The 24,615-nt window shown below is 70.9% G+C and carries 24 protein-coding genes; 9 read left to right on the forward strand and 15 right to left on the reverse strand.

The genetic code is table 11. The features are described 5' to 3' along the window. Positions 1 to 60 precede the first annotated feature (60 nt). Entirely contained in the window at positions 61 to 915 is an 855-nt protein-coding gene (locus ACIQAC_RS05935; RefSeq protein WP_402187405.1) for a LysR family transcriptional regulator, read from the reverse strand. 68 nt (positions 916 to 983) lie between these two features. Here ACIQAC_RS05935 and ACIQAC_RS05940 point away from each other — a divergent pair, with 68 nt between their 5' ends. From ACIQAC_RS05940 to ACIQAC_RS05950, 3 genes are all read left to right on the forward strand, one after another. After that, a complete protein-coding gene (locus tag ACIQAC_RS05940) occupies positions 984 to 1,868 on the forward strand; it encodes an EamA family transporter (protein WP_402187407.1) in 885 nt (294 codons plus the stop codon). A gap of 124 nt (positions 1,869 to 1,992) precedes the next feature. Further along, entirely contained in the window at positions 1,993 to 2,334 is a 342-nt protein-coding gene (locus tag ACIQAC_RS05945) for an SCO4225 family membrane protein (RefSeq protein ID WP_402187410.1), read from the forward strand. 98 nt (positions 2,335 to 2,432) lie between these two features. Then, positions 2,433 to 2,777 carry a cupin domain-containing protein gene (locus tag ACIQAC_RS05950; RefSeq protein WP_402187413.1) on the forward strand — a complete coding sequence of 115 codons (345 nt, stop codon included), beginning with the start codon at positions 2,433 to 2,435 and terminating at the stop codon, positions 2,775 to 2,777. Here the strand turns inward: ACIQAC_RS05950 and ACIQAC_RS05955 are convergent. Beyond that, the gene (locus tag ACIQAC_RS05955; protein ID WP_402187416.1) at positions 2,767 to 3,789 is read right to left on the reverse strand and encodes a LacI family DNA-binding transcriptional regulator; all 1,023 of its coding nucleotides are present in this window, start codon (positions 3,787 to 3,789) and stop codon (positions 2,767 to 2,769) included. The genes ACIQAC_RS05950 and ACIQAC_RS05955 overlap by 11 nt on opposite strands. 113 nt (positions 3,790 to 3,902) lie before the next feature. Here ACIQAC_RS05955 and ACIQAC_RS05960 point away from each other — a divergent pair, with 113 nt between their 5' ends. Next, positions 3,903 to 5,063: a Gfo/Idh/MocA family protein gene (locus ACIQAC_RS05960; RefSeq protein WP_402187418.1), complete on the forward strand. Its 1,161-nt coding sequence runs from the start codon at positions 3,903 to 3,905 to the stop codon at positions 5,061 to 5,063. On the opposite strand, the gene ACIQAC_RS05965 is transcribed toward ACIQAC_RS05960, so the two are convergent. Then, a complete protein-coding gene (locus tag ACIQAC_RS05965; RefSeq protein ID WP_402187421.1) occupies positions 5,044 to 6,087 on the reverse strand; it encodes a LacI family DNA-binding transcriptional regulator in 1,044 nt (347 codons plus the stop codon). The two genes, ACIQAC_RS05960 and ACIQAC_RS05965, sit on opposite strands and share 20 nt — an antisense overlap. A gap of 124 nt (positions 6,088 to 6,211) precedes the next feature. On the opposite strand from ACIQAC_RS05965, the gene ACIQAC_RS05970 reads away from it, so the two are divergent. From ACIQAC_RS05970 to ACIQAC_RS05980, 3 genes are all read left to right on the forward strand, one after another. Then, on the forward strand, positions 6,212 to 7,372 hold the full coding sequence (locus tag ACIQAC_RS05970; RefSeq protein ID WP_402187424.1) for a phytanoyl-CoA dioxygenase family protein: 1,161 nt from the start codon (positions 6,212 to 6,214) through the stop codon (positions 7,370 to 7,372). A 15-nt stretch (positions 7,373 to 7,387) separates the two neighbouring features. Then, entirely contained in the window at positions 7,388 to 8,164 is a 777-nt protein-coding gene (locus ACIQAC_RS05975; RefSeq protein WP_402187425.1) for an SDR family oxidoreductase, read from the forward strand. A gap of 143 nt (positions 8,165 to 8,307) precedes the next feature. Further along, a complete protein-coding gene (locus ACIQAC_RS05980; RefSeq protein ID WP_402187427.1) occupies positions 8,308 to 9,312 on the forward strand; it encodes a Gfo/Idh/MocA family oxidoreductase in 1,005 nt (334 codons plus the stop codon). 9 nt (positions 9,313 to 9,321) lie between these two features. Here the strand turns inward: ACIQAC_RS05980 and ACIQAC_RS05985 are convergent, their stop codons facing one another. Continuing rightward, positions 9,322 to 10,704, reverse strand: a complete 1,383-nt coding sequence (locus tag ACIQAC_RS05985) for a glutamate decarboxylase (RefSeq protein ID WP_402187430.1) — start codon at positions 10,702 to 10,704, stop codon at positions 9,322 to 9,324. A 247-nt stretch (positions 10,705 to 10,951) separates the two neighbouring features. On the opposite strand from ACIQAC_RS05985, the gene ACIQAC_RS05990 reads away from it, so the two are divergent. After that, on the forward strand, positions 10,952 to 11,974 hold the full coding sequence (locus tag ACIQAC_RS05990; RefSeq protein ID WP_402187432.1) for a DUF3068 domain-containing protein: 1,023 nt from the start codon (positions 10,952 to 10,954) through the stop codon (positions 11,972 to 11,974). Between the two features lie 189 nt (positions 11,975 to 12,163). Here ACIQAC_RS05990 and ACIQAC_RS05995 read toward each other — a convergent pair whose 3' ends face one another. From ACIQAC_RS05995 to ACIQAC_RS06010, 4 genes are read right to left on the reverse strand one after another with little or no spacing between them, the layout of a single operon-like run. Next, on the reverse strand, positions 12,164 to 13,066 hold the full coding sequence (locus ACIQAC_RS05995) for a sugar phosphate isomerase/epimerase family protein (RefSeq protein ID WP_402187435.1): 903 nt from the start codon (positions 13,064 to 13,066) through the stop codon (positions 12,164 to 12,166). 1 nt (position 13,067) lies between these two features. Next, positions 13,068 to 14,030 carry an ATP-binding cassette domain-containing protein gene (locus ACIQAC_RS06000; protein WP_402187438.1) on the reverse strand — a complete coding sequence of 321 codons (963 nt, stop codon included), beginning with the start codon at positions 14,028 to 14,030 and terminating at the stop codon, positions 13,068 to 13,070. 8 nt (positions 14,031 to 14,038) lie between these two features. Next, positions 14,039 to 15,115, reverse strand: coding sequence for an ABC transporter permease (locus tag ACIQAC_RS06005; RefSeq protein WP_402187441.1), 1,077 nt, complete (start codon positions 15,113 to 15,115; stop codon positions 14,039 to 14,041). Further along, positions 15,115 to 16,128, reverse strand: coding sequence for a sugar ABC transporter substrate-binding protein (locus ACIQAC_RS06010; RefSeq protein WP_402187443.1), 1,014 nt, complete (start codon positions 16,126 to 16,128; stop codon positions 15,115 to 15,117). Before ACIQAC_RS06010 ends, ACIQAC_RS06005 begins: the two co-directional genes overlap by 1 nt. A 235-nt stretch (positions 16,129 to 16,363) precedes the next feature. Between ACIQAC_RS06010 and ACIQAC_RS06015 the strand changes: the two genes are divergently transcribed. Further along, positions 16,364 to 17,137 carry a GntR family transcriptional regulator gene (locus ACIQAC_RS06015; RefSeq protein ID WP_402187446.1) on the forward strand — a complete coding sequence of 258 codons (774 nt, stop codon included), beginning with the start codon at positions 16,364 to 16,366 and terminating at the stop codon, positions 17,135 to 17,137. 38 nt (positions 17,138 to 17,175) lie between these two features. Here the strand turns inward: ACIQAC_RS06015 and ACIQAC_RS06020 are convergent, their stop codons facing one another. The 7 genes from ACIQAC_RS06020 to ACIQAC_RS06050 form a co-directional block, all read right to left on the reverse strand. Then, positions 17,176 to 17,976, reverse strand: coding sequence for a DUF427 domain-containing protein (locus tag ACIQAC_RS06020; protein WP_402187448.1), 801 nt, complete (start codon positions 17,974 to 17,976; stop codon positions 17,176 to 17,178). Between the two features lie 66 nt (positions 17,977 to 18,042). Then, on the reverse strand, positions 18,043 to 19,029 hold the full coding sequence (locus ACIQAC_RS06025; RefSeq protein WP_402187451.1) for an aldo/keto reductase: 987 nt from the start codon (positions 19,027 to 19,029) through the stop codon (positions 18,043 to 18,045). A gap of 83 nt (positions 19,030 to 19,112) precedes the next feature. Next, positions 19,113 to 19,781, reverse strand: a complete 669-nt coding sequence (locus ACIQAC_RS06030) for an NUDIX domain-containing protein (protein WP_402187453.1) — start codon at positions 19,779 to 19,781, stop codon at positions 19,113 to 19,115. Between the two features lie 95 nt (positions 19,782 to 19,876). Then, positions 19,877 to 20,626 carry an ABC transporter ATP-binding protein gene (locus tag ACIQAC_RS06035; protein WP_402187455.1) on the reverse strand — a complete coding sequence of 250 codons (750 nt, stop codon included), beginning with the start codon at positions 20,624 to 20,626 and terminating at the stop codon, positions 19,877 to 19,879. Beyond that, positions 20,626 to 22,467, reverse strand: a complete 1,842-nt coding sequence (locus ACIQAC_RS06040; protein WP_402187457.1) for an ATP-binding cassette domain-containing protein — start codon at positions 22,465 to 22,467, stop codon at positions 20,626 to 20,628. The genes ACIQAC_RS06035 and ACIQAC_RS06040 overlap by 1 nt, the downstream gene beginning before the upstream one ends. Next, on the reverse strand, positions 22,464 to 23,348 hold the full coding sequence (locus ACIQAC_RS06045) for a branched-chain amino acid ABC transporter permease (RefSeq protein WP_402187459.1): 885 nt from the start codon (positions 23,346 to 23,348) through the stop codon (positions 22,464 to 22,466). Before ACIQAC_RS06045 ends, ACIQAC_RS06040 begins: the two co-directional genes overlap by 4 nt. Then, positions 23,345 to 24,574 carry an amino acid ABC transporter substrate-binding protein gene (locus tag ACIQAC_RS06050; RefSeq protein ID WP_402187461.1) on the reverse strand — a complete coding sequence of 410 codons (1,230 nt, stop codon included), beginning with the start codon at positions 24,572 to 24,574 and terminating at the stop codon, positions 23,345 to 23,347. The genes ACIQAC_RS06045 and ACIQAC_RS06050 overlap by 4 nt, the downstream gene beginning before the upstream one ends. Between the last annotated feature and the right edge of the window lie 41 nt (positions 24,575 to 24,615).

Raw genomic sequence — 24,615 nt, forward strand, 5'->3', positions numbered from 1 at the left:
TATCACCGGTCGCTTATATAAGTCACTACTGATGCTTCGTGGGTGGCCGGGCTTCCGGCCTCAGCCCGCCCGGTAGAGGGCCGTCAGCAGTTCGACCACCGCGGGGGCGGCCGGGTGCGGGTCGTCGCGCCACCAGGCGAGGCGTACGGCGACGGGTTCGGCGTCCCGGACCGGGCGGTAGGCGATGCCGGGGCGGCGGTACTGGTGGGCGGTGGAGTCGGCGGTCAGGCCGATGCAGCGGCCGGTGGCGATCACGGTGAGCCAGTCGTCGACGTCATGGGTCTCCTCGGTCTCGGGCCGGCCGTCGGGGGGCCACAGGTCGGGGGTGGCGGTGCCGGTGCGGCGGTCGATCAGGAGTGTGCGTCCGGCCAGTTCGGCGAGCCGTAGCGAACGGCGGCGGGCCAGCGGATCCTCGGAGGACAGCGCGCACAGCCGTCGCTCCAGGCCCACGATCACCGAGTCGAACCGCCGCACGTCCACGGCCCGGCGGACCACCGCGAGATCGCAACTGCCCTCCAGCAGACCGGCGGTGGGCGAGTTCGAGCGCACCAGGTGCAGTTCCGTGTCCGGATGCGCGGTGCTCCAGCGGCGCTGGAAGGGCAGGGTGTGCCGGCCGAGCGCCGCCCAGGCGTAGCCGATCCGCAGCCGGGCGGGCCCGGAGGTCGCCTCGCCGACCAGTTCCTCGACCTCCGCGAGCACCCGCCGGGCGTGTGCCACGACCCGCAGTCCGGTGGCGGTGGGTGCCACTTCGCGGGAGGTGCGCCGCAACAGCCGTACGCCCAGGGCGTTTTCGAGCGATGCCAGGGTGCGGGAGACGGCGGCCTGGGAGACGCCGAGGGAGTGGGCGGCGTCGGTGAAGGTGCCCTCGTCGACGATCGCGACGAGACAGCGCAGCTGCCGCAGTTCCAGATCCATACGCCCAGCGTATAGATCGGTCGACCTATTCATTTTGCGCAATCGCGGGCCGCGCGCACGATCGGGCCATGCGAACCGCTCCCGTACGCACACGGACCGCGCACCCGCTCCCCCAGGAGCACTCCGAACGGCCGCTGGCCGGGGCCCTCGCCATGACCGGCAGCGGTCTGTCCAACCAGGTCGGTGCCGCGATCGGCGCGCTGGCCTTCCCGGTGCTGGGCCCGGTGGGTGTGGTGGCCGTGCGCCAGTACGTGGCCGCCGCCGTACTGCTGACCGTCGGCAGGCCGCGCGTACGGGAGTTCACCTGGCGGCAGTGGTGGCCGGTGCTGCTGCTCGCGCTGGTCTTCGGCACGATGAACCTCAGTCTGTACACCGCGATCGACCGTGTGGGTCTTGGTCTCGCGGTGACCCTGGAGTTCCTTGGCCCGCTCGCGATCGCCCTGGCGGCCGCGCGCCGCCGGCTCGACGCGTGCTGTGCGCTCGTCGCGGCGGCGGGTGTGGTGGTCCTGATGCGGCCAGGACCGTCCGCGGACTACGTCGGGATGGGCCTGGCCCTGCTGGCGGCCGGCTGCTGGGCGGCGTACATCCTCCTCAACCGCACGGTCGGCCGACGGCTGCCCGGGGCGACGGGGTCGGCGGCGGCGGCCGGGGTGTCGGCGCTGATGTTCGTGCCGGTGGGGGTGGTGGTGGCGCTGCACCGGCCGCCGAGCGCGCAGGCGGTGGCGTGTGCGGTGGTGGCGGGGGTGCTGGCGTCCGCGGTGCCGTATCTGACCGATATGTTCACGCTGCGCCGGGTGCCCGCGCAGACATTCGGGCTGTTCATGAGTGTCAATCCGGTGCTCGCGGCGCTCGTGGGCCTGGTGGTGCTGGGGCAGGGGCTGGGCGCGGCGGAGTGGGCGGGGATCGGGGCCGTGGTGGCGGCGAACGCGCTGAGCATGGCGGTACGGCGGTGACCGGTCCCCCGAGTGCTCTCCCGTGCGCCGGGCACCCGCTTATGAGTACGGCTACTCACGACTCGGCCGGTGTGCCGGGCCGACGATGGACACCTGATCACGTCCCCGCTCACCGGGAGTACCGATGGACCGTCGTGCCCTTGTCCGTCTGACCGTCGCCAATCCCGCCTCGGCGGTGTACCTGACCGCCGTCGGGGCCTCGATCGCGGTGTGTGTCGCCACGCCGTTGCTGAACGAGACCGGGGACGCGGGGCTCGTCTGGGTCTGGCCCGCGTTCTTCACGGCGCCCACCTCCCTGGTGCTCGCCCGGCCGCTGGCGGCGACCGGGACCGATGTGCACATGGCCGGGTACGTCGGCTGGATCGCGGTGAGCGCGCTGGTGCAGTCGTTCGCTCTGGGCTCGCTCTACTCGTACCTGCGCCGGGGCCGGCCGCGCCGCGGGGCCCGCGGGATGCGTACGCAGTGAGCCGTGGGCCCGGCCGCGACGGAGTGTCCGCCCGGGGCCGCCGATCCCGCACACTCTGTCGGCGTCACGCGCGGGTCGCCGCTGGCTAGGGTCGCCGTATGGACCACAGCTTTGTTGTGCACGTGCCCGACGCCGAACTCGAACCGGAGCCGCTCGAACCCGGGCAGGTCGTCTCCGGGCTGCCGGAGGTGACCGGCAAGGTCGTCTGGGAGTCGGAGGACGGCCGGCAGATCCGGGGCGTCTGGCAGATCACACCCGGCGTGGTCCAGGACATCGAGGCGGACGAGCTGTTCGTGGTGCTGAGCGGCTCGGCCACGATCGACGTCGAGGACGGGCCGACGCTCACGGTGGGGCCCGGCGACATGGCGGTCCTGCGCGAGGGCGACCGTACGACGTGGACCGTGCACGAGACGCTGCGGAAGGTGTACTCGATCAACCTGTGACGTTCCGGGCGTCCCGCACCGGGCCCGTGGTGCCGCGGATCTCCAGGGTCGGCACGGTCAGCTGGAGCCGTCTGGCTCCCCCGCCCGTCTCCAGCCGGTCGAGCAGACAGCGGGCGGCGCGGCGGCCGACCTCGTGGCCCGCGTTGTCGACGGTGGTGAGCCACACGTGGCGCAGGCGGGAGATGCTGGTGTTGTCGTAGCCCGCTATCGAGAGGTCGCCGGGGACGTCCAGGCCCAGGTCGGCGGCGGCCGAGAGGGCACCGACGGCGGCGATGTCGTTGACGGCGAGGACGGCCGTGGGCCGGTCGGCGCGGGCGAGGAGCCGGACGGCGGCGCGGTGGCCGCCCTCCTCGGTGAGGTCGCAGGGTTCGACCAGGGCCTCCCCCGCCAGACCGTGCTCGCGCATCGTCGACTCGAAGCTGTTGCTGCGCAGTTCACCGACCGCGCCGTAGCCGGCGAGGTGGGCGATGCGCCGGTGGCCGAGCCGGATGAGGTGCTCGGTGACCAGCCGGGTGCCCCGCTCGTCGTCACCGGCGACGACGTCCACACCGGGCGGCACCTCGTCACGGGCGCCCGCGACGACGACCGGGAGACGGGCGGCGACCGGGCCGAGCGCGGTGGGGTCGGGGAGGGTGCCGACGACGACCACTCCGTCGACACCGAGGTCCGTGAAGGGCCCGGTCAGGTCGTGGCCCGCGCGGCGGTTGAGGCGGGCGTCGGCGAGCAGCATGTGCAGGCCGGCCGCGTGCAGCAGGGAGTTCAGTCCGTCGAGGAGGTCGACGAACCAGGGGTTGCGCAGATCGTTCAGGAGGACCCCGACCGTCCGGGTGCGGCGTTCGCTGAGGCTGCGGGCGGCGGCGTTCGGCCGGTAGCCCAGGTCGCTCGCGGCGCGCAGGACGGCGTCCCGCTTCTCGGGGCTCACCTGGTCGGAGCCGCGCAGCACCAGGGAGACCAGTGACTTGGAGACTCCGGCCTGTTCGGCCACGTCACGGATGGTCGGCGGTCTGCGCATGGGATGGACCGTTCCATGCGGCTCGCCGGGTTGTCAAAGGGGTTGACACCGGCAATTCCGGCGCTGATCGTGGCCTGGACAAGCTTCTGGACCGGTCCAATGAAGGGTTCGTCATGGTGGAGGCGCTCGGGGTAGCCGTGGTCGGTTTCGGCTGGATGGGCCGGGTGCACACCCAGGCGTACGCGCGCGTGCGGCACCACTTCCCGGGTCTGGCGCTGCGCCCCGAGCTGGTGACGGTCGCGGAGGAGGTGCCGGGCCGGGCCGAGGAGGCCGCCGCGCAGTTCGGGTTCGCCTCGACGACCCGCGACTGGCGTGCGGTGGTGGCCGATCCGCGGATCCGCGCGGTCAGCATCACCGCGCCGAACTTCCTGCACCGGGAGATCGGCGTCGCGATGGCCGGGGCCGGCAAGCACATCTGGATCGAGAAGCCGGTCGGGCTGACCGCCGAGGACGCCGGCGCGGTCGCGGCGGCGGTCGCCGGGGCCGGCGTCCAGGGCGCGGTCGGCTTCAACTACCGCAACGCGCCTGCCGTGGAGGCGGCCGGCGCCCTGATCACGTCCGGGGAGATCGGCACGGTCACGCACGCCCGCATCCGCCTCTTCAGCGACTACGCGGCCCACCCGGACGGTGCTCTGACCTGGCGGTACGAGCGGGAGCGGGGCGGCAGCGGGGTCCTCGGCGACCTGGCCTCGCACGGCGTCGACCTGGCCCGGTTCCTGCTGGGCGACCTCGCGGCGCTCACCGCGGACACGGCGGTCTTCGTGCCGGAGCGGGCCCGGCCGACCGGCGCCACCGCGGGCCACTCCCGCGCGGCGGGCGGCGAACTCGGCCCGGTGGAGAACGAGGACTACGTCAGTTGCCTGCTGCGCTTCGCCTCGGGAGCCCGGGGCGTGCTGGAGGCCTGCCGGGTCTCGGTCGGCGAGCAGAACAGCTACGGCTTCGAGGTGCACGGCACCAGGGGCGCGGTCTTCTGGGACTTCCGCCGGATGAACGAGCTGGGTGTCAGCCGCGGCACCGCCTACCAGGACCAGCCCGTCAGCACGGTGTACGTCGGTCCGGGCGACGGCGAGTTCGCCGCGTTCCAGCCGGGCGCGGCCAACGCCATGGGCTACGACGACCTCAAGGTGATCGAGGCGTACCGGTTCCTGCACTCGGTCGCCGAGGGCCGTCCCCACGGGGCGACGCTCGACGACGCCGTGCGCGCGGCGGCGGCGCTGGACGCCATGGCCCGCTCGGCGGAGAGCGGCGCCTGGGTCAACGTACCGGCGTCGTAGGGATGTTGTGGGGCAGGTTGTAGGGCGTCACGACCTGGATCGGGGACGGCAGGGTGGGTCCGGCGGGCGGCAGTGCGCCCTGGGCCCGCATGACGAGGTGGCAGGCCTCGCGCATGTCCTGGCGCAGGTCGTGGTGGAGGACCGCGGACAGCCGGTGTTCGCGCAGCAGCCGGGTGTTGTCGTGGTCGAGGTCGTGCGCGACGAACACGGCGCACTCGCGGCCGAGGTCGGCGAAGGCGCGCAGGGTGGCGATGTTGCCGCCGCCGATCGAGTAGACGGCCCGGATGTGCGGGTCGCGTTCCAGGGCGGCGCGGACCAGGTCGTACTGGGTGGCGTCCAGGCCCTGGCCCTCGGTGATCTCCACCAGGACCCGTTCGGGGTGCCGGGCGCGCACGGCGGCCCGGAAGCCCATCTCGCGCTCCTCCTCATTGCGGAAGAAGCCGCTGCTCAGGCTGGTGAGGATGTTGCCGGGTCGGTCGCCGAGCCACTGGCCCACGAGGTACGCGGCGGTCGCGCCGGCCGCGCGGTTGTCGCTGCCGACATGGCCGAGGCGGGCGCTCGCGGGCAGGTCGGTGACCAGCGTGACGACGGGGACGCCGGCCGCGGTGAGCCGGCCGACGGCCTCGGTGACCTCGGGGACGTCGGGGGCCTTGAGGATCACACCCTGGGAGCCGCGCCGGGCGATCCGGTCCAGGGTGCGCACCAGCTCCTGGACGGGGCCGGTCTCGCGGAAGTGGAAGCGCGAGCGGAGCACGGCCGGGTGCAGGGAGGGCAGTTCGGCCTCCAGGGCGGCCCGTACGGCGGTGCTGAACCGCTCGGGCGCCTGCATCACGATGTCGACCATGAAGGTGCGGCCGACGAGCCGGACCTGGGTGCGCTGCCGGTCGAGGTCGGCGATCGCCCGGCGCACCTCGTGCTCGGTGCTCTCCCGGACCCCTCCCCTGCCGTTGAGCACCCGGTCCACGGTGGCCTCGCTCAGGCCCGCCTGACGTGCGATCTCCCGGATCGGGAACGGGTGGCCCATACGTCGGCTCCTTGAGGGGTTTTTGATGGCTTCCTGCTGGTTGTTCGAGGGGTTTGTACTGACAAGAATGACAGGGCGGCGTTGTGGTTGTCACGGCGTCGCCCCTTGCGAAGAAGGGACGACGATGTCCTCCTCCACCTCAACAGGCCCACGCGTCTGGCTCTCCGGGCAGGACTGCGATCTCGACGCCTTCCGGGCGCTGGTCGAGCGGACCACCGACGCCGCCGACCACCCGCACGCGGTCTCCGTGGACCGGAACGTCCCGGTGTACGACAGCGATGTGCTCACCGCCGACCGCCGCGAGGTGCAGTCCGAGCTGGTGCACGCGCTCACGGACGGGCCGGGCATCGTGGTCTTCCGCGGGGCGCTGGACCCGTCGGTGGTGGACCGCCTGACAGCCGTCTTCGACGCGCTGATCGCGGAGCAGCGGGCCTCGGGTGCGGGCGGCGGGGACCACTTCGCCCGGCCGGGCGCCAACGACCGGGTGTGGAACGCGCTGGAGAAGGCGGCCCTGCACGACCCCGGGACGTTCGCCGACTACTACGCCAACGACGTCCTCGCCCTGGTCTGCGAGGCCTGGCTCGGCCCCGGCTACCAGCTCACCTCCCAGGTGAACGTGGTCAACCCGGGCGGCGCCGCCCAGACCGTCCACCGCGACTACCACCTGGGTTTCCTCTCCGACGCGACGGCGGCCGGATATCCGGCGCACGTCCACCGCCTCTCCCCCGTCCTCACCCTCCAGGCCGCGGTCGCGCACTGCGACATGCCCGTCGAGACCGGCCCCACGATGTACCTGCCGTACTCGCAGGCGTACGAGCCCGGCTATCTGGCGTGGCGGCGGCCGGAGTTCCAGGCCTACTTCGGCGAGCGGCACGTCCAGCTGCCGCTCGCCAAGGGCGACGCCGTCTTCTTCAACCCGGCGCTGTTCCACGCCGCCGGCACCAACCGCTCGGCGGACGTCCGCCGGTCGGCCAACCTCCTCCAGGTGTCGTCCGCGTTCGGTCGCGCGATGGAGACGGTGGACCGGGAGGCCGTGGTGAACGCCGTCTACCCGGTGCTGCTCAAGCGGCGCGCCGACGGTGCCTCCGCGTCCTGGCTGGAGCATGTGATCGCCGCGAGCGCCGAGGGCTACCCGTTCCCCACCAACCTCGACAGCGACCCCCCGGTCGACGGTCTCGCCCCGCCCTCCCAGGCGGACCTGGTCCGCCGGGCGCTGCGCGGGGAGTGGGAGCCCGGGGCGCTGCGGGACGCCCTGCGGGACGCGGCCGGGCGTCGCGAGAGCTGAAAGGAGCTCAGGAGCATGGGACTTCTCGACGACAAGGTCGTCCTGGTGGGCGGCGGCAGCCAGGGCGTCGGCGCGGCGATCGCGCGGGCCGCGGTCCGTGAGGGGGCCGTGGTCGCCGTCTCGAGCCGGCGCGCCGAGCCCGGTGAGGCGCTGGTGGCGGAGCTGGCCGCGGCGGGCGGCAAGGCGCTGTTCGTACGGGCGGATCTGGCCGATCCCGAGCAGGCGAAGGGGTCCGTGGCCAGGGTCGTGGCCGAGTACGGGCGCGTCGACTGTCTGGTGAACTCGGCGGGGCTGACCTCTCGGGGCACGCTCCTCGACACCACGCCGGAGCTGTTCGACGCGCACATCGCGATCAACCTCAAGGCGCCGTTCTTCACGATGCAGGCGGCTGTCGCCGACATGGTGGGGCGTGGGGCGCCCGGCACCATCGTCAACATCATCACGTCCTCCGCGCACGGTGGGCAGCCGTTTCTGGCGCCGTACGTCGCCGCCAAGGCGGGGTTGATCGGGCTCACCCGCAACGCCGCGCACGCGCACCGGTGGGACCGGGTGCGGATCAACGGGCTGAACATCGGGTGGACCTCCACGGAGGGGGAGGACGCGACGCAGCGGGCGTTTCACGATGCCGGGGACGACTGGCGTGAGCGGGCCGCTGCGCGGCTGCCGATGGGGAAGCTGGGGCAGCCGGACGAGATCGCGGACCTTGTTGTCCTGCTGCTTTCGGACAGGTCCGGGGTGGTTACCGGGTCGGTGATCGACTGGGATCAGAACGTGCTGGGGGGGCTCGACTAGGAGAGTGCCACTCGGTGTGTCGTTGTCGTGTGCGGCTCCGTTGTGGCTGGTCGCGCCCCGCGGCGGAGCCGCAAATCGAAACAGCCCCGCGCCCCTGGAGGGCGTTGCAGTCCCCTTCGTTTTCAGCTCAAGGAGTTTCAGTCATGCGTATCGGAATCCTCGGCCTCGGCCGCATCGGCGCCTTTCATGCCGAGACCCTGGCCGGGCTCGATGTCGTCGAGTCGCTTGTCGTGACCGATCCGTTCGTGGACGCGGCCAAAGCCGCCGGGGAGCGGTTCGGGGCCGAGGTGGTGGATTCGCCGGAGGCGTTGCTCGCGGCCGGGGTGGACGGGATCGTCGTCGCCGCTGCCACCGACGCCCATCCGGCGTTGATTCTGGCCGGGGTGGAGGCCGGGGTTCCGGTGTTCTGCGAGAAGCCCGTCGCCAAGGCCATGAGTGAGGGCGTCGAGGTGCTCAAGGCGCTCGCGGGGTCCGACGTGCCGGTCCAGATCGGGTACAACCGGCGCTTCGACACCGGGTTCGTGGCCGCGCGGGCCGCCGTGCGCAGCGGTGAGCTGGGCACCCTGCACACCGTACGGTCGACGACGCTGGACCCGGCGCCGCCGCCCGCCGCCTATGTCGCCGCGTCCGGTGGCATCTTCCGGGACTGCTCGGTGCACGACTTCGACATCATCCGCTGGGTGACGGGCCGCGAGGTGACCGAGGTGTACGCGGTCGGCGGCAACCGGGGTGCCGACTACATCCGGGAGGCGGGCGACGCCGACACCACGGGCGCGGTGCTCACCCTCGACGACGGCACGATCGCGGTGGTCTCCAACAGCCGGCACAACGGCCGGGGGCACGACGTGCGGATGGAGCTGCACGGCTTCGACGACTCGATCGCCGTGGGCCTGGAGGACCGGCTGCCGCTGCGTTCGGTGGAGCCGGGGGTGACGTTCCCGGCGGGGACGCCGCACGACTTCTTCATGGACCGGTTCGCCGCCGCCTACCGGGCCGAGCTGACCGCGTTCACCGAGGTCGTGGCGGGCACCCGGCCCTCGCCGTGCACGGTCGCGGACGCGCTGGAGGCGGGCTGGATCGCGGAGGCGTGCACGCTGTCGCTGCACGACCACCGGCCGGTGCGCGTCGACGAGGTACGGGTCGGCTGACGGCCCGCGTCAGTGGTGGAAGCCCGGCTGCTCCTCGACGTGCGCGGCCGGGCCCGCGGACAGATGCTCGACGGCCTTGCGGATGTCCTCGGCCAGCAGGACGACCTTGTCGTAGCTGATGCCGTGCCGGACGAGGACCCTGGCGATGACCGTGTCGCCGCGGTCGGCGGGCAGCGGGTACGCCGGGACCTGCCAGCCGCGGCGGCGCAGGTGGTCGGTGAGGTCGTACAGCGTGAACGGGCTGTTCCTGGGGTCGGTGAGGGTCCAGGAGACGGCCGGGAGAGCCTCCTGTCCGTCGTGCAGCACGGTGAAGGGGCCCATGTCGCGCAGCTTCCCGGCGAGCATGCCGGCGGTCTTGGCGCAGGCGCCGTGCACCTCCTTGTATCCCTCGTGGCCCAGGCGCAGCAGGTTGTAGTACTGGGCGACCACCTCGCCGCCGGGGCGGGAGAAGTTGAGGGCGAAGGTGGGCAGGTCGCCGCCGAGGTAGTCGACGCTGAAGACGAGGTCGGCGGGGAGCAGGTCGGCCGAGCGCCAGACGATCCAGCCGACGCCGAGGGGCGCCATGCCGTACTTGTGGCCGGAGGCGTTGATGGAGGCGACACGCGGCAGCCGGAAGTCCCAGACGAGGTCGGGCTGGAGGAACGGGGCGACGAAGGCGCCGCTCGCGCCGTCGACGTGGATCGGGATGTCGAGGCCCGTCTCCTGCTGGATGCGGTCGAGTTCGGCCGCGAACTCGGCGACGGGCTCGTAGGCGCAGGTGTAGGTGACGCCGAGGATGGCGACGACGCCGATGGTGTTCTCGTCGACGTAGTCCCGGAGTTGGTGGGCGCGCAGCCCCAACGCGTCCTCTTCGAGGGGGACTTGGCGCAGCTCCACGTCGAAGTAGCGGGCGAACTTCTCCCAGCAGACCTGGACCGGGCCGGTGACGATGTTGGGGCGGTCGGTGGGCTTGCCGGCGGCGCGGCGGCGTTCGCGCCAGCGCCACTTCAGGGCGAGGCCGCCGAGCATGCAGGCCTCGCTGGAGCCGGTGGTGGAGCAGCCGAGGGTGGTCTCCCCCTCGGGTGAGTTCCACAGGTCGGCGAGCATGTGGACGCAGCGGTTCTCGATCTCGGCGGTCTGCGGGTACTCGTCCTTGTCGATCATGTTCTTGTCGAGGCACTCGTCCATCAGCGCGTGCACCTCGGGCTCGGCCCAGGTGGTGCAGAACGTGGCGAGGTTCTGCGAGGCGTTGCCGTCGAGGGTCAGCTCGTCGTGGATCAGGGCCTTGACGGCGCGCGCGTCGGAGACGCCGCGGGGCACCTGGTACTTCGGCAGCGCCCGGCCGCTGATGGGCAGCGAGTAGACGTCGTCGAACGGGAGCGCGTCCTCGTTGTTGGTCTGGTGCAGGGCCATGGGGCCACCCCTTCCTCCAGTCCGCAATCTGGCACAGGGGCGGGGTGGCCGCCCGCCGGGCGCATCCGGACGAGGGCCCGGTACAGCGGACCGCGCCGCTGCCCTGCGCGGCTGCCCTGCGCGGCAAACGACGACTCCGGGCTCGTACGAGGTGCTGTTTTGTCATCCAGGTGCGTAGACGCACATGGGTGTGAACTCCTACGGTCTGCGGGCAGCGCTGAATACGAGTGCCGAACGGGAGTCCCGGATGCGCCGTAGTGCCTCACCCCTCTCCCTGGTTTTGCTGGGCGTCGGTGTGTTCCTTCTTGTCCTCGCGCCGATGCTGGTGTGGTACGTCAAACCGCGTGCGGCGGTGAACCCGATCGACATCGATGTGACCGCCGTCTACAAGGGCAGTGGCGACTACTTCGACGTCGACGAGGCGGAGACGGTCGAGGACCGGCCGATCACGGTCACCCAGCGGGTCCGGGGCGATGTCTCCGAGAGCGAGCACAGCGGCAACGCCGTCTGGGACATCGTGACGACCGTCGACACGGAGAAGTCGCTGCCGGCGGCGGATCCGCACGACGCACTGGACTTCGCGACCGCCCGCTGGGTCACCGACCGGCGGACGAACCGGCCCGTGCACTGCTGCGACGAGCAGCCGTACCACGAGGGCGAGGCGTATCTGAAGTTCCCGTTCGACGTGGAGAAGCGTGCGTACCGGTGGTGGGACAGCACCGGTGACACCACCGTGACGCTCTCCTACCAGGGCACGGAGAAGGTGCGGGGCTACCAGGGGTATGTGTTCACCGGCAAGGTGGCGCCCATGAAGGTGGGCACACGTCAGGTGCCGGGGGCGCTGGTGGACCGGCCGGAGTCGTCGCAGGTGATCGCCGAGGAGTGGTACTCCAACCACGGCATCAAGCTGATCGTCGACCAGGCCACGGGCCGTACGCTCTACGCCGAGATCGGTCCGCGGCGCACGCTGCGGGCGCCGGGGGCGGACGAGGACGCGGTGACGCTGCTGGACGTGGAGAAGCTCGCGTTCACTCCGGCCACGCAGAAGTTCGCCGTGGAGAAGGCGGAGACGGACAGTGGGCAGCTGAAGGCCTTGGGTACGACTGTGCCGGTTGCCGGCGCGTTGGCGGGTCTTCTGCTTGCGCTGGCGGGCGGGGTTCTGCTGGCTCGTGGTCGCCGTGACGGGGGCTCCGGTCCTGAGGATGCCGGGCCGCCGCCGGAGCCGGCACCGGCGCCTCCGGCGGAGCTCACGCCGACGGCCCGCCCCTGAGAAGGTCGTCTTTCGGCTGCGGGCCGGTGGGGCCGTTCGCGCAGTTCCCCGCGCCCCTGAAGAGGCCGTCGTTCGGGCGCGGGCCCGGTGGGGGCTGATCGCGCAGTTCCCCGCGCCCCTGAAAGCCTCCACGCCTCCCGGCATCCCGTCGGCGTCGGGCTGCGCGACGTCCTCACCGCGGCGGAGCGTTCAGGCTCCGCAGGACCTGAGGAACTTGCGGGTGCGGACAGCGATCGGCAGGGGCTTGTCGGGTTCGCAGGGGTACATGTCCTGTTCGACGATCGCGAACAGGTCGACGCCCAGGCGCTGCGCGGCGACCAGCACAGGCGCCAACTCCGGCACACCGGACGGTGGTTCGCACATCACACCGCGTTGGACAGCCGGCCCGAACGGGACCTCGTTCGCCACGACGTCCGCGAGGATCTCCGGGTCCACCTGCTTGAGGTGCAGGTACCCGATCCGCTCCCCGTACGTCTCGATCAGCTTGACGCTGTCCCCACCGCAGTAGGCGTAATGCCCGGTGTCCAGACACAGGTTGACGAGTTCGGAGTCGGTGGAGTCGAGGAACCGCTCGACATGCGCCTCGGTGTCGATGTGGGTGTCGGCGTGCGGATGGACCACGATGTCCAGTCCGTACGTCTCCTTCACCTCGTGCCCGAGCCGCTCCATGCCCTTGGCCAGATGGGCCCACTGCTCGGCCGTCAGCTCCGGCGCCTCCAGGATCTCGGCGGTCTTGTCGTCGCGCCAGAAGGACGGGATGACCACGAGGTGCCGGGCGCCCATGGCCTGGGTGAGCGCGGCGACCTGGCTGACGTGCTCCCAGGTGGACTCCCAGACGGACGGCCCGCGGTGCAGCCCGGTGAACACGGTGCCCGCGGAGACCTTGAGGTCGCGCTTGGTCGTCTCGTCGGTGAGCCGGGCCGGGTCGGTCGGGAGATAGCCGTAGGGACCCAGCTCGATCCAGTCGTAGCCGGCGTCGGCGACCTCGTCGAGGAAGCGCTGCCAGGGCACCTGCTGGGGGTCGTCGGGGAACCAGACGCCCCAGGAGTCGGGGGCCGAGCCGACCCTGATTCGGTCCAGCGCAGCGGGCATTTCAGGACTTCCCTTCGGATGACGCGGGCGGTGCGGGTGTGGCGGAGGGTGCGGTGGTGGAGGGTGCCGTGGTGGCAGGCGCCGTGGCCGTGAGGTCGTCCGCGTCGGGGAGCCCCCCGACGTCGACGCCGCGCACCTGGGACAACTCGTGCTTGAGGGCGGCGAGTTCGGTGCCGCCCGCCATGTGGTTGGTGAGCTCCTCCAGGCTGACCCGGCTGCGGTCGGCGGAGAGTTCGAGGGTGCCGAGGCGGAGCACGCTGAAGTGGTCGCCGACCATGTAGGCGTGGTGCGGGTTGTGGGTGATGAAGATGACGCCGAGGCCGCGGTCGCGGGCGGCGGCGATGTACCTCAGGACCACACCGGACTGCTTGACGCCGAGGGCGGCGGTCGGCTCGTCGAGGATCAGCACGCGGGCGCCGAAGTAGACGGCGCGGGCGATCGCGACGCACTGGCGCTGGCCGCCGGAGAGGGTGCCGATGGGCTGTTCGAGGTCGTCCAGGACGATGCCCATGTTGCGCAGTTCCTCGTCGGCGGTGCGCTTCATACGGGCGATGTCGAGGCGGCGGACCGGCCAGGGGCCGATGGTCATCTCGGAGCCGAGGAAGAAGTTCCGCCAGACCGGCATCAGCGGCACGGTCGCCAGGTCCTGGTAGACGGTGGCGATGCCGCGGTCCAGGGCCTCGCGCGGGGTGCTGAAGCGGACCGGCTCGCCGTCGACGAGGAAGTCGCCCTCGGTGTGCTGGTGCAGCCCGGAGACGATTTTGATCAGGGTGGACTTGCCGGCGCCGTTGTCGCCGAGGACGCAGCTGACCTTGCCGGGGTGGACGGCGAGGTCGACGCCGTGCAGGGCGCGGATGTTGCCGTAGGACTTGCCGGCGTTGCGCAGTTCGACGATCGGGCGGCCGTCCTCGGGGTCCGTGTCCGGGAGGACGGCGCCGTGGGTGCCGGTGGTGTTGCCTGTCATTTCTTCGATCACCTCCGGGTCGCCGTGCGGCGGACCCACAGATTGATGAGCACGGCGCCGAGCAGCATCACACCGAGGAACGCCTTGAACCAGTCGGGGTTCCAACCGGCGTACACGATCCCCTGGTTGACCATGCCGAACATAAAGGCGCCGAAGACCGGGCCGATCGCGGAGCCGTAGCCGCCGGTCAGCAGACAGCCGCCGATGACGGCCGCGGCGATGTAGATCAGCTCCTGGCCGACGCCCTCGCCGGACTGCACGGTGTTGAAGGAGAACAGCTGGTGCATGCCGACGAACCAGGCGCCGAAGCCGACCAGCATGAACAGCGTGATCTTGGTGAAGGTGACCGGGACGCCCACGGCACGGGCGCTCTCCTTGTTGCCGCCGACGGCGAAGATCCAGTTGCCGTACTTGGTGCGCAGCAGCACCCAGGTGGCGAGGGCGGCGAAGACCAGCCACCACACGACCGTGATCTTGATCTCGACGCCGCCGATGTCGAAGGACGAGGCGAAGAGCGATCTGGCCTGGTCGAAGCCGTCCATGTTGCTGATGTCGTCGGTGGCGACGTTGCCGGTGACGAGTTTGGTCACCGCCAGGTTGACGCCCTGGAGGATCAGGAAGGTGCCGAGGGTGACCAGGAAGCTGGGCAACCCGGTCTTCACCATCATCCAGCCGTTGAACGCGCCGACGGCGAGCGAGACCACGAGCGCGACGACCACGCCCACCCAGACGTTGAGGGTGAGCTGGTAGCTCAGCATGCTCGCGGTCAGCGCCGAGGTGATCACGGCGACACCGGCGGAGAGGTCGAACTCGCCGCCGATCATCAGCAGGGCGACGGGCAGCGCCATGATCCCGATGGTCGAGGCCTGGTAGAGGACCGTGGCCATCGAGTTGCCCTGGCGCACCGCGGGCGCGGCGATCAGGAAGAAGACGAACACGGCGACCGCACCGAGGAAGACACCCACCTCGGGCCGGGCCAGCAGCCGCAGCGCCAGGGGGCGTTCGCGGGTGCGGCCGTCGGCCTGCCGGGGGCCGGGGGCCGGCGGTGTCTGCACCGCCGGCCCAGCCTGCTGGGTCATACCCATCACCGGGTGCCCTTCGCGGCGAACTGGGCGACGGCCTTGACGTTGGTCTTGTCGACGAAGGCCGGCCCGGTCAGGACCGGCTGCTCACCGCCGCCGCTGTAGTTGCCGTTGTTCTTGTAGAGCCACAGCCCGTCGACCGCCAGGTAGCCCTGGAGGTAGGGCTGCTGGTCGACCGCGAACTCGATGTCGCCGCTCTCGATGGCGCTGGTCAGATCCTTGTTGAGGTCGAACGTGGCGACCTTGGCCTTGCTGCCGGTCTCGTCCACCGCCTTCACCGCGGTCAGCGCGAAGGGCGCGCCGAGGGTGACGACGTGGTCGATCGCGGTGTCCTGGCGGAGCTTGGCGGTGATGGTCGACTGGACGGACGGCATGTCGGTGCCGTTGACGTTCAGCACCTCGGTGGTGCCGGTGAACGTCTTCTTCACACCGTCGCAGCGCTGGGTGAGGCCGATGTTGCCCTGCTCCTGGATGACACAGAGGGCCTTCTTCGCGCCGTCCTCGTTCAGGCGCTTGCCGAGCGCCTCGCCGGCGACGGTCTCGTCCTGGCCGAAGAACTCCATCAGGCCGAGCGACTTCCAGTCGCTGACACCGGAGTTGAGGCCGACGACGGGTATGCCGGCCTGCTCGGCCTTGGCGAGGACGGACTTGAGGGCGTCCGGCTTGGCGAGGGTGACGGCGATGCCGTCGACCTTCTGGTCGATGGCGTTCTGCACGAGGTTGGCCTGGTTGCCGGCGTTGGGGTCGGCCGAGTAGATGAGCTTGACGTTGTCCTTGTCGGCGGCGGCCTGCGCCCCCTTGCGCACGATGTCCCAGAAGGTGTCTCCGGGGGCCTGGTGGGTGACGAGGGCGACGGTCATCCGGGGCGTGGTGGCCTTGCCCGCCGAGGCCCCGTCCCCGCCCTCCTCGGCCTTTTTTCCGCCGGAGCTGCTGGAGCAGCCCGCGAGCGCGAGGGCGGCTGCCGCGACCACGGCGAGGGCGGGAGTGATTCTGCGCGAGCGAGAAGAGCGGTCCATCTTTCCTGCACCTCACTGTGCGGCCGGGGAAAGGGTGGGGTTTTCGCCGGGACCCGGCCGGGTCCCGGGAGAACCCGGTGCCCGGGATCCAATCCCCTGGCGCGCCCGCTGTCAATACTTTGTTAAGACATCATTTCACAATCAGGTCCGAATGTAAGTACAAACTATTGACAGCGGCCACACCCGGCACCTAGACCTGACCAGGACGCCGAGTACCCCGCAAGGAGGTGCCCCCGTGGCGACGTCCGGAGCCCTGCCCGTCTCCGCCCTCGCTTCCCTGGACTTCGCGCTCGACCGCGCGAGCCCGGTGCCGCTGTACCACCAGCTCGCCCAGCAGCTGGAGGCCGCGATCGAGGGCGGCGCGCTGCCCCCGGGGAACCTGCTGGGCAACGAGATCGACCTCTCCAACCGGCTGGGCCTGTCCCGCCCCACGGTCCGCCAGGCCATCCAGTCCCTCGTGGACAAGGGCCTGCTGATCCGCCGCCGCGGCGTCGGCACTCAGGTCGTGCACCGCCAGGTGAAACGACCGCTGGAACTCAGCAGTCTCTACGACGATCTGGAGGCCGCCGGCCAGCAGCCCGCCACCCATGTGCTGCGCAACGAGGCCGTCCCGGCCACCGACGACGTGGCCGCCGCCCTGGGCGTCCCGGAGGGCACGGAGGTCGTGGTCCTCGAACGGCTCAGACTCACCCACGGCCTGCCGGTCGCGTTCCTGTGCAACTACCTGCCGGCCGCGCTGCTCACCGCGGACACCCTGCGGCTGGAGTCGACCGGCCTGTACCGGATGATGCGCGCGGCCGGTGTCAGCCTGCACAGCGCCCACCAGACGGTCGGCGCCCGCTCCGCCTCCCCCGAGGAGGCCGCCCTCCTCGACGAGCGCCCCGGCGCCGCCCTGCTCACCATGCGCCGCACGGCCTACGACGTCACCGGCCGGGCCGTGGAGTACGGCACGCACATCTACCGGGCGTCCCGGTACGCCTTCGACTTCCAGCTCCTCGTCAGGGGCTGAGAGCAGGGCCTGCGGGGCAAAGGGGGCCGGGGGCAGAGTCAGCGGACCCGGAGGCCCTCACTGAACGGCGTGTGGGGCCGCTCCAGGCGTTCGCCGTCCACGGTGATGTCGACCGCCTCGTTGTAGAACGCGAGCAGGCCCTTCACGGCCGCCACCGCGGGCAGCGGGTCCGGATAGCTCCACAGCACGTTGGGCGGTACGCCGTCCTCCTCGTGCCACGACCAGTACTCGGCGGTGCCCTTGTACGGACAGGCCGTGCCGTGGTCGGTCGGCGCGAAGAGGTCCAGGCGGACGTCCTCGCGGGGAAAGTAGTACCGGGTCGGCAGTGACGTCTCGAAGAGCAGCACCGGGCGGACCGTCTCGGCGACGGTCGTGCCGGCGATCTCGACCAGGACCTGGCGGCCGCTGAGCAGCGCGTCGACGCGTTTGTGCGGGTCGCGCGGGTGGACGAAGACCTCCTCTTCCTCCTCGTACCAGTGGTCGAGTCCGCTGTCCGGGCGCAGGAACCAGGCGAAGGCGATGTGCCCGGCCAGGTCGGCCGCCGGGAACGTCCAGGCCGCGTTCTCCACGACCGCGCCCTCGGCGTGGAGGTCGTAGAAGATCCGCGTCCCGGTGTGGGTGCCGACGGCCGGGTTCCGCGCCGGGCGGAGGAGGTCGGTGCGGACCTCCTCGCGCGGGAAGGCGTACTGCGGGACGGGCAGTTGCGGCTCCCACACGAGGACCGGGTGCCGGCTGTCCACGACGGTGGTCTCGCCCTTGACGCCGCGCACCCGGCGTTCGGAGGGCTCCCACAGGAGGCCTTCGGGCGTGGTCCGGATGGCGCGCTCGGTGGGAAGCATGGAGATGCCCCGCTTTCCTTCGGCTCTCTCAGCAGCCTACTGCGGGCCCCTCCGGGCGGCGCGCGGTCAGTGGACCGCGTCCAGCCGCGCCCGCTGCCCGGCCGTCAGCTCCAGGTCGACCGCCGCCAGGTTCTCCTCCAGCTGCGCCACCGACGAGGCTCCGGCGAGCGGCAGAATGGGCAGTTCGCCGCCCAACTGCCAGGCCAGGACCACCTGGTTGACGGTGGCGCCGGCCTCGCGGGCCACGTCCCGCAGCACGGCGAGGCGGGCCGGGGTGCCGGGGTGGTCGTAGTCGGCGGGGACCGGCTTGTCGTCGCGTACGTAGGCGCCGGCCAGCAGCGGTGAGTAGGCGACCAGGGTGAGGTCCGGCTCGGCCCGCAGATACCCGGCGAGTTCGGCGCCCGCGTGTCCGAGGCTGCCGTCCGGGAAGAGGTCGCTCGGGACGTCGTAGCGGGGGCGCAGCAGGCTGTGCTGGTACTGGAGGACCTCGTAGCGGGGCAGTCCGGCGGCGGTCGCGAGGGCCCGGGCGCGCTCCACCCGCCAGATCGCGTGGTTGCTGACGCCGAGCAGTCCGACGGTGCCCTCGGCGACCAGGTCGGCGAAGCCCTCGACGGTCTCCTCCAGCGGGACCCGGTGGTCCTCGATGTGGGCGTACAGCAGATCGAGCTTGTCGACGCCGAGCCGTTCGCGGCTGCGTTCGGCGGCCTCGCGGATCGTCTTGGCCGACAGGCCCTCGGGGTTGTCGATGTAGCCGGTGCCGGGGGCGAGCGGGCGGGCGCCGAGCTTGGTGGCGATGACGATCTCGTCGCCGACCCCGCGGGAACGCCGCCACCGGCCGAGCAGTTCCTCGCTCTGGCCGCCCTGGCCGCCGTCCTCCCAGAAGGCGTAGTTGTCGGAGGTGTCGATGAAGGTGCCGCCCGCCTCGACATAGCGGTCGAGTACGGCGAAGGAGGTCGCCTCGTCGGTGCGCGACCCGAACAGCATGGCCCCGAGCGCGAGCACGCTCACCTCGCGGCGGTGGGCCGGATCGGTGCCGATGGTGCGGTACTTCATGGGGGTTCCCTCCCGTTCGGGCCCGGGTGTCCGGGCTCGAACGGGAGTCTGCTCGTTGAAGTGCGCTTCAAGTCAAGGGCAGTTCACCCACGGTGGGCGAACGGCCCGTCCAGCGCGGCCCATTGGAGCAGCATGATGGTCTTGGCGTCGGCGATCTCGCCGGTGCGGATCATCTCCAGGGCCTTGCGGAAGGGCAGTTCGAGGATCTCGATGTCCTCGCCCTCCTCGTCGAGGCCGCCGCCCTCGTGGGTACGGGTCGACGGCCCGTACTCGGCGGCGTAGAAGCTGACGCGCTCGGTGACCGACCCCGGGCTCATGTAGACGTCGAAGACATGGCGGACCTCGCCGATGGTGTGCCCGGTCTCCTCCACCACCTCGCGGCGCACGGCGAGTTCGGGGTGCTCGTCCTCGTCGTCGAGCAGTCCGCCGGGTGTCTCGATCAGCAGCCCGTCGGGGTGCCCGTTCACGTACACGGGGAAGCGGAACTGCCGGGTGAGCAGTACGGTCTCCCGCCCGGTGGCGTAGAGCAGCACCGTCGCCCCGTTGCCGCGGTCGTGCGTCTCACGCTCCTGGGTGCGCCAGGTGCCGTCGGCGTGCTGGAGGTCGAAGGTGGTGGTCCGCTCGACGTACCAGTGACTGGACAGCAGTCTCACGTCCCGGACCCGGACGCGTGGGTTGCCGGTGAGGTCCAGTCCGGTGCGGTGCAGGCCGGTGCGGCCGCGGCGGTCGGGGGTGTCGGCACCGGCGGTCATCGGGCACCTGCCGGGCGGACGGGACGAAGGGTGCGGTGGTGCGTGGGTTCCATGCCCGATTTCTAACACCCCGCCCGTGCTCGGCGGCCGTCGCGTCAGCCGGCCCGCGGTTCGGGCTCGGTGGGGGTTCGTCGCAGGGCGCCTCCGAAGTACATCTGGGCGAGCTCCGGGTCGGTCAGGATCGCGGCCGCGGGGCGTTGGGTGACGACCCGGCCGCTCTCCATCACCACGCCGTCCGTGGCCATCCGCATGCCGAAGCGGACGTTCTGTTCGACGACGAGGATCGTCTTGCCCAGGTCGCGCAGCAGCATCACGGAGCTGTAGAGCGTCTGGAGGGCCTTGGGGTCGAGGCCGACCGAGGGCTCGTCGAGCAGCAGGAGGTCGGGGTCCAGCATCAGGGAGCGGGCGAACTCGACCGCGCGGCGCTGACCGCCGGACAGGTTGCCCGCGCTGTCGTCGGCCCGCTGCCGTACCAGCGGAAACAGCTCGGTGACCTGGTCGTAGCGCCGGCGGACGAGCTTGCGGTCGCGGCGGATGATGTACGCGCCGAGCAGGACGTTCTCCCTGACGGTGAGGTTGGGGAAGAGCGCGTCGGCCTGGGGCACCTGGGAGACGCCTCGCTGGAGGATCTCCGCCGACGAGCACCGCTCGATGCGTTGTCCGGCGAGGGTGATCTCACCCAGCCGTGGTGACAGCAGGCCGCTGACCACTTTGAGGACGGTGGACTTCCCGGCGCCGTTGGGTCCCACGATGCACGCGAGGGCGCCCTTGTCGACGTTGATGTCGACGCCCTGGAGGACATCGCCTCCGCCGTAGCCGGCGACGAGGCCGCGGATCTCCAGCATCACTGCACCGCCTCCTGTTCCAGCTGGAAGTCGTCGCCGAGGTAGGCGTCGATGACATGGGGGTCGGTCCTGATGGCGTCGGGGGTGCCGGACGCCATGACCGACCCGCGTGCGAGCACATGGATCGGGTCGCACAGGTCGAGCAGGAACGGCATGTTGTGCTCGACGATGAGGAAGGTCTTGCCGTGCCTGTTGAGCTCACGGATCATCTCGGCCATACGCTCGATCAGGACGGGGTTGATGCCGCCCGCGGGCTCGTCGAGCAGAATGATCGCGGGATCGAGCATCAGGATCTGCGCCAGTTCGACCAGCTTGCGCTGGCCGTAGGAGAGGGCCCGCGCCTTCTGGTCGCGGAACGCGCGCATTCCCACGAACTCCAGCAGTTCGTCGGCCGCCGCCGCCTCCGGACCGCTGACGGCGATGCGCCCGAGCTGCCGCCAGGAGAAGTCCTGCTGGGCGGCGACGACGTTCTCCAGCACGGTCATCTCACCGAACAGGCGGGTGATCTGGAAGGTGCGGCCCAGACCGAGGTGGGCCCTCTCCCAGGAGGGCGTGCCGTCGATCCGCCGGCCGTCCAGCGTGATCGTGCCGGAGTCCGGGGCGATGGTGTTGTCGATCAGGTTGAACACCGTGGTCTTTCCCGACCCGTTGGGACCGATCAGGCCGGTGATGGAGCCCCGGGGCACGGAGAAGGAGCAGTCGTCGACCGCCTTCAGTCCTCCGAAGCTCTTGCGGAGCCCGGAGACCTCCAGCAGCGCCGGGGCCGGCTCGGCCTCGCGCACGGCGGGACGGGTGTGCCGCGCGGAAGCCGGGGACGGCAGCGAACCGCCGGTGCCGATGCGGGCTCCGACGAGTCCGGCCTTCCCCGCGGTGCGGCGCCGGTCGAGGAGGGACTCCAGGGCGGGCAGCACCCCGTTGGGGAGGAGGACGACGACGGCCATCAGCAGGCCGCCGAAGAGGAAGAGCCGGGTGTTGCCGCCGCCGAGGCTGTTGTTGGCGAACTCGTTCAGCGGCTCGATCATGAACGCGCCGATCACCGGACCCCACAGGGTGGCCTTTCCGCCGATCAGGAGCGACAGGATGATCTGCACGCTGATCAGGATGCTGAACATGCCGCGTGGGTCGATGAAGGTCAGGTAGTAGCCGTAGACCGCGCCGGCCATGCCGACGAAGACGCTGCTGGCGACGAAGGCCAGCATCTTGTGGGTGGGCAGGGTGATGCCGATGGTGGCGGCCTTGGTCTCGTCCTCCCGGATCGCGACGAGTCCCATGCCGAACTTGGTCCGCCTGATCCACCAGGTGGTGAGCAGTTGCAGGGCGAGGACGGCGACCAGGGCGTAGTAGAAGGGCCAGTTGATGATGTCCCTGCTCCATGACGGCAGCGGGAGCGTCAGCCCGGCGGTGCCGTTGGTGAGGCCGACCCAGTTGATGGCGACGACCTGGGTGAGGAAGAGGAACGCGACGGTGATGATGACGAAGGAGGGACCGCTGGAGCGCAGCGAGACCAGTCCGAGGAGTACGGCCGCCAGCGCGGCGACGACACCGGCGACCGGGACCCACAGCCAGGGCGAGACGCCGTCGAACCGGGTCGCGAGGATGCCGATGGTGTAGCCGCCGAGTCCGATGAAGGCGCCCTGGCCCAGGGAGACGTAACCGGCGAGGCCGGTGATGATGTTGAGCCCGCCGGCGCCGACGGCGAAGACCAGCGACAGGATGAACATGTTCTGGTAGTAGGTGTCGTCGGAGACCAGCGGAAGGGCCAGCAGGGCGACGGCGCCGATCGCGGCCAGGATCCGTCCGAGCCACAGTGGCCGGGCGAGGGTTCGGGGATCGATGTTCATGTGGCCACCGCGTCCTCACGGAGTCGGGACCCCAGGAGACCCTGCGGCCGGAAGAGCAGGACGGCGAAGACGACGACGTAGGGCACGGCGGTCGCCCAGGACGGCGAGACGTACACGGAGGTGAGGGTCTCGGCGACGCCGAACATCAGGGCGCCGAGCACGGCTCCTCCCATGCTTCCCATACCGCCTAGGACGACGATCGCGAGCAGGCGGGCGATCCACTGGTAGTGCGCCCCGGGTACGAAGGGGTACATCACCCCGACGATGGCGCCGCCCGCGCCGGCCGCCGCGATGCCGAGGGCGAACACGAGCGCGCCGACGGAGGTGACCTTGATCCCGACCAGCTGTGCGCCGGCGGGGTTGACGGCCGCGGCGCGGATCGAGCGGCCGAGCCAGGTCCTGGTGAGGACGAGCCAGAGGGAGGCCAGGACCAGCACGGCCACGAGACCGCCGTAGACCTGGGCCTTGGGGAGGAAGAGGCTGCCGAGGAGGAAGGACTCGTCGGCGTAGGCCGGGCGGACGGCGGTGGAGTCGTTGCCCCAGATCGTGCCCATGGCCGCTTCGAGTACGAGGGCCAGTCCGAAGGTGAGCAGCACCGTGGACGACATGGGCGCGCCGCGGAGCGGGGAGACGACCCCGCGGTAGGTGAGCCAGCCGAGAGCGAAGACGACCGGTGTGGTGATCAGGATCGACACCAGCGGGTCGATGCCCAGGCCGTTCCACAGGGCGTAGGTGAGGTACGCGGAGAGGATCAGGAAGGCCCCGTGCGCGATGTTGATCACGCGCATGACTCCGAAGATGAGGGTCAGTCCCGCGGCGGCGAGGGCGTACACGCCGCTGAGCAGGAGGCCCAGGATCAGGTTCTGGAGCAGCTCGGTCATCCCGTGCCCCCCGGCTTCCAGCCCTGCACGATCCGGGAGGTGGTGGCGACGTTCGCCGGCAGGACGATCTGCACCTGGCCGTTCTGCCACTGCCCGGTAAGGAACGAACCGGTGGGGCTTCCGTCGTCGTTCCAGCCGAGCTTGCCCAGGATGGTCTGTACGTCGTTGGCGCGCAGCCAGTCCGCCATCCTGCCCTGCTCGGAGACGTTGCCGACCTGCTCCACGGCCGCCTGGAGGATCTGGCCGGCCGCGTAGGCGTCGGCGGCGTCCTCGGGCGGGGCGTCCTTGAACATCGCGCGGTACTGGTCGACGAACTCCTGGTTCCCGGGCGTCTTGGCCTGGACGGCGTGGCTGATCGCGAACATCACGCCCTCGGTGTTCTCCGGCCCCACCGCCTTGGCGTACTGGGTGCCGAGGGAGGGTGCGGTCGTCTGGTAGAGCCACTTGGGCTTGAAGCCGGCCTTGACCATCGAGCGGACCAGCCCGACACCGTCCTCGAACTGTGCGCCGTTGACGACGAGGTCGGGTGCGGCGGCCTTCATGGCGCCGGCGATCGAGTCGAAGTTCTTGGTGTCAATCGCGTAGGTCTTCCGGTAGACCGTGCGCACCCCGGCCTTCTCCAGGATCTTCCGGACGCCGTCCGCGGTCGGTCCGGCGAACGGGTCGTCGATCGCGGGGTACGCCGCCGTCCTGGGACGCTGCGCCGCGGGCAGGCCCGCGATCCAGTTGGCGAAGCCGGCGCCCTGCTTGTCCGCGGTGGCCTGCTGGCTGAAGAAGAGGTACTTGAAGCCCCGGCTGAACATCTCCGGGGACCCGCCCGCGGGTTCGATGTAGAGCATCTGGTTGCGCTCCGCGACGGCGGAGGCCGGGAGGTTGAGCAGCGAGGAGAACGTGCCGAGCAGCAGTTCGACCTTGTCCTGGCTGATGAGGGCGTTGTAGTCCGCGACGATCGCGTTCTGGTTGGACCCGTCGTCCTTGATCACCAGCTGGACTTTGCGGCCCAGCAGGCCGCCCTGCTTGTTGATCATTTCCTGCCAGACCTGGTATCCGCGCTTCGCCGCCTGTCCGGGCTGCGAGAACTCGCCGGTCAGCGGGAGGGACGCGCCGATCTTGATCGGTCCGTTCGAGTCGCTTCCGGCCCCGCTGCCACAGGCAGCGGTGACCAGGAGCAGGCAACTCACGGTGGCCACGGCCATGAGCCGACGGCGTTGTGGGCTTGTAGGCATCGTTCCTCCTTGCCGACCGCAATCGATTGCGGTTGCGCGCA

Origin of the sequence: Streptomyces sp. NPDC088387, from assembly GCF_044753385.1 — a bacterium.
Lineage (GTDB): Bacteria > Actinomycetota > Actinomycetes > Streptomycetales > Streptomycetaceae > Streptomyces.

Bases quoted from the DNA above. Each gene is read 5' to 3' on its own strand.
- ACIQAC_RS05935 (WP_402187405.1), bottom strand. From the start codon at position 915: ATGGATCTGGAACTGCGGCAGCTGCGCTGTCTCGTCGCGATCGTCGAC.
- ACIQAC_RS05940 (WP_402187407.1), top strand. From the start codon at position 984: ATGCGAACCGCTCCCGTACGCACACGGACCGCGCACCCGCTCCCCCAG.
- ACIQAC_RS05945 (WP_402187410.1), top strand. From the start codon at position 1,993: ATGGACCGTCGTGCCCTTGTCCGTCTGACCGTCGCCAATCCCGCCTCG.
- ACIQAC_RS05950 (WP_402187413.1), top strand. From the start codon at position 2,433: ATGGACCACAGCTTTGTTGTGCACGTGCCCGACGCCGAACTCGAACCG.
- ACIQAC_RS05955 (WP_402187416.1), bottom strand. From the start codon at position 3,789: ATGCGCAGACCGCCGACCATCCGTGACGTGGCCGAACAGGCCGGAGTC.
- ACIQAC_RS05960 (WP_402187418.1), top strand. From the start codon at position 3,903: ATGGTGGAGGCGCTCGGGGTAGCCGTGGTCGGTTTCGGCTGGATGGGC.
- ACIQAC_RS05965 (WP_402187421.1), bottom strand. From the start codon at position 6,087: ATGGGCCACCCGTTCCCGATCCGGGAGATCGCACGTCAGGCGGGCCTG.
- ACIQAC_RS05970 (WP_402187424.1), top strand. From the start codon at position 6,212: ATGTCCTCCTCCACCTCAACAGGCCCACGCGTCTGGCTCTCCGGGCAG.
- ACIQAC_RS05975 (WP_402187425.1), top strand. From the start codon at position 7,388: ATGGGACTTCTCGACGACAAGGTCGTCCTGGTGGGCGGCGGCAGCCAG.
- ACIQAC_RS05980 (WP_402187427.1), top strand. From the start codon at position 8,308: ATGCGTATCGGAATCCTCGGCCTCGGCCGCATCGGCGCCTTTCATGCC.
- ACIQAC_RS05985 (WP_402187430.1), bottom strand. From the start codon at position 10,704: ATGGCCCTGCACCAGACCAACAACGAGGACGCGCTCCCGTTCGACGAC.
- ACIQAC_RS05990 (WP_402187432.1), top strand. From the start codon at position 10,952: ATGCGCCGTAGTGCCTCACCCCTCTCCCTGGTTTTGCTGGGCGTCGGT.
- ACIQAC_RS05995 (WP_402187435.1), bottom strand. From the start codon at position 13,066: ATGCCCGCTGCGCTGGACCGAATCAGGGTCGGCTCGGCCCCCGACTCC.
- ACIQAC_RS06000 (WP_402187438.1), bottom strand. From the start codon at position 14,030: ATGACAGGCAACACCACCGGCACCCACGGCGCCGTCCTCCCGGACACG.
- ACIQAC_RS06005 (WP_402187441.1), bottom strand. From the start codon at position 15,115: ATGGGTATGACCCAGCAGGCTGGGCCGGCGGTGCAGACACCGCCGGCC.
- ACIQAC_RS06010 (WP_402187443.1), bottom strand. From the start codon at position 16,128: ATGGACCGCTCTTCTCGCTCGCGCAGAATCACTCCCGCCCTCGCCGTG.
- ACIQAC_RS06020 (WP_402187448.1), bottom strand. From the start codon at position 17,976: ATGCTTCCCACCGAGCGCGCCATCCGGACCACGCCCGAAGGCCTCCTG.
- ACIQAC_RS06025 (WP_402187451.1), bottom strand. From the start codon at position 19,029: ATGAAGTACCGCACCATCGGCACCGATCCGGCCCACCGCCGCGAGGTG.
- ACIQAC_RS06030 (WP_402187453.1), bottom strand. From the start codon at position 19,781: ATGACCGCCGGTGCCGACACCCCCGACCGCCGCGGCCGCACCGGCCTG.
- ACIQAC_RS06035 (WP_402187455.1), bottom strand. From the start codon at position 20,626: ATGCTGGAGATCCGCGGCCTCGTCGCCGGCTACGGCGGAGGCGATGTC.
- ACIQAC_RS06040 (WP_402187457.1), bottom strand. From the start codon at position 22,467: ATGAACATCGATCCCCGAACCCTCGCCCGGCCACTGTGGCTCGGACGG.
- ACIQAC_RS06045 (WP_402187459.1), bottom strand. From the start codon at position 23,348: ATGACCGAGCTGCTCCAGAACCTGATCCTGGGCCTCCTGCTCAGCGGC.
- ACIQAC_RS06050 (WP_402187461.1), bottom strand. From the start codon at position 24,574: ATGCCTACAAGCCCACAACGCCGTCGGCTCATGGCCGTGGCCACCGTG.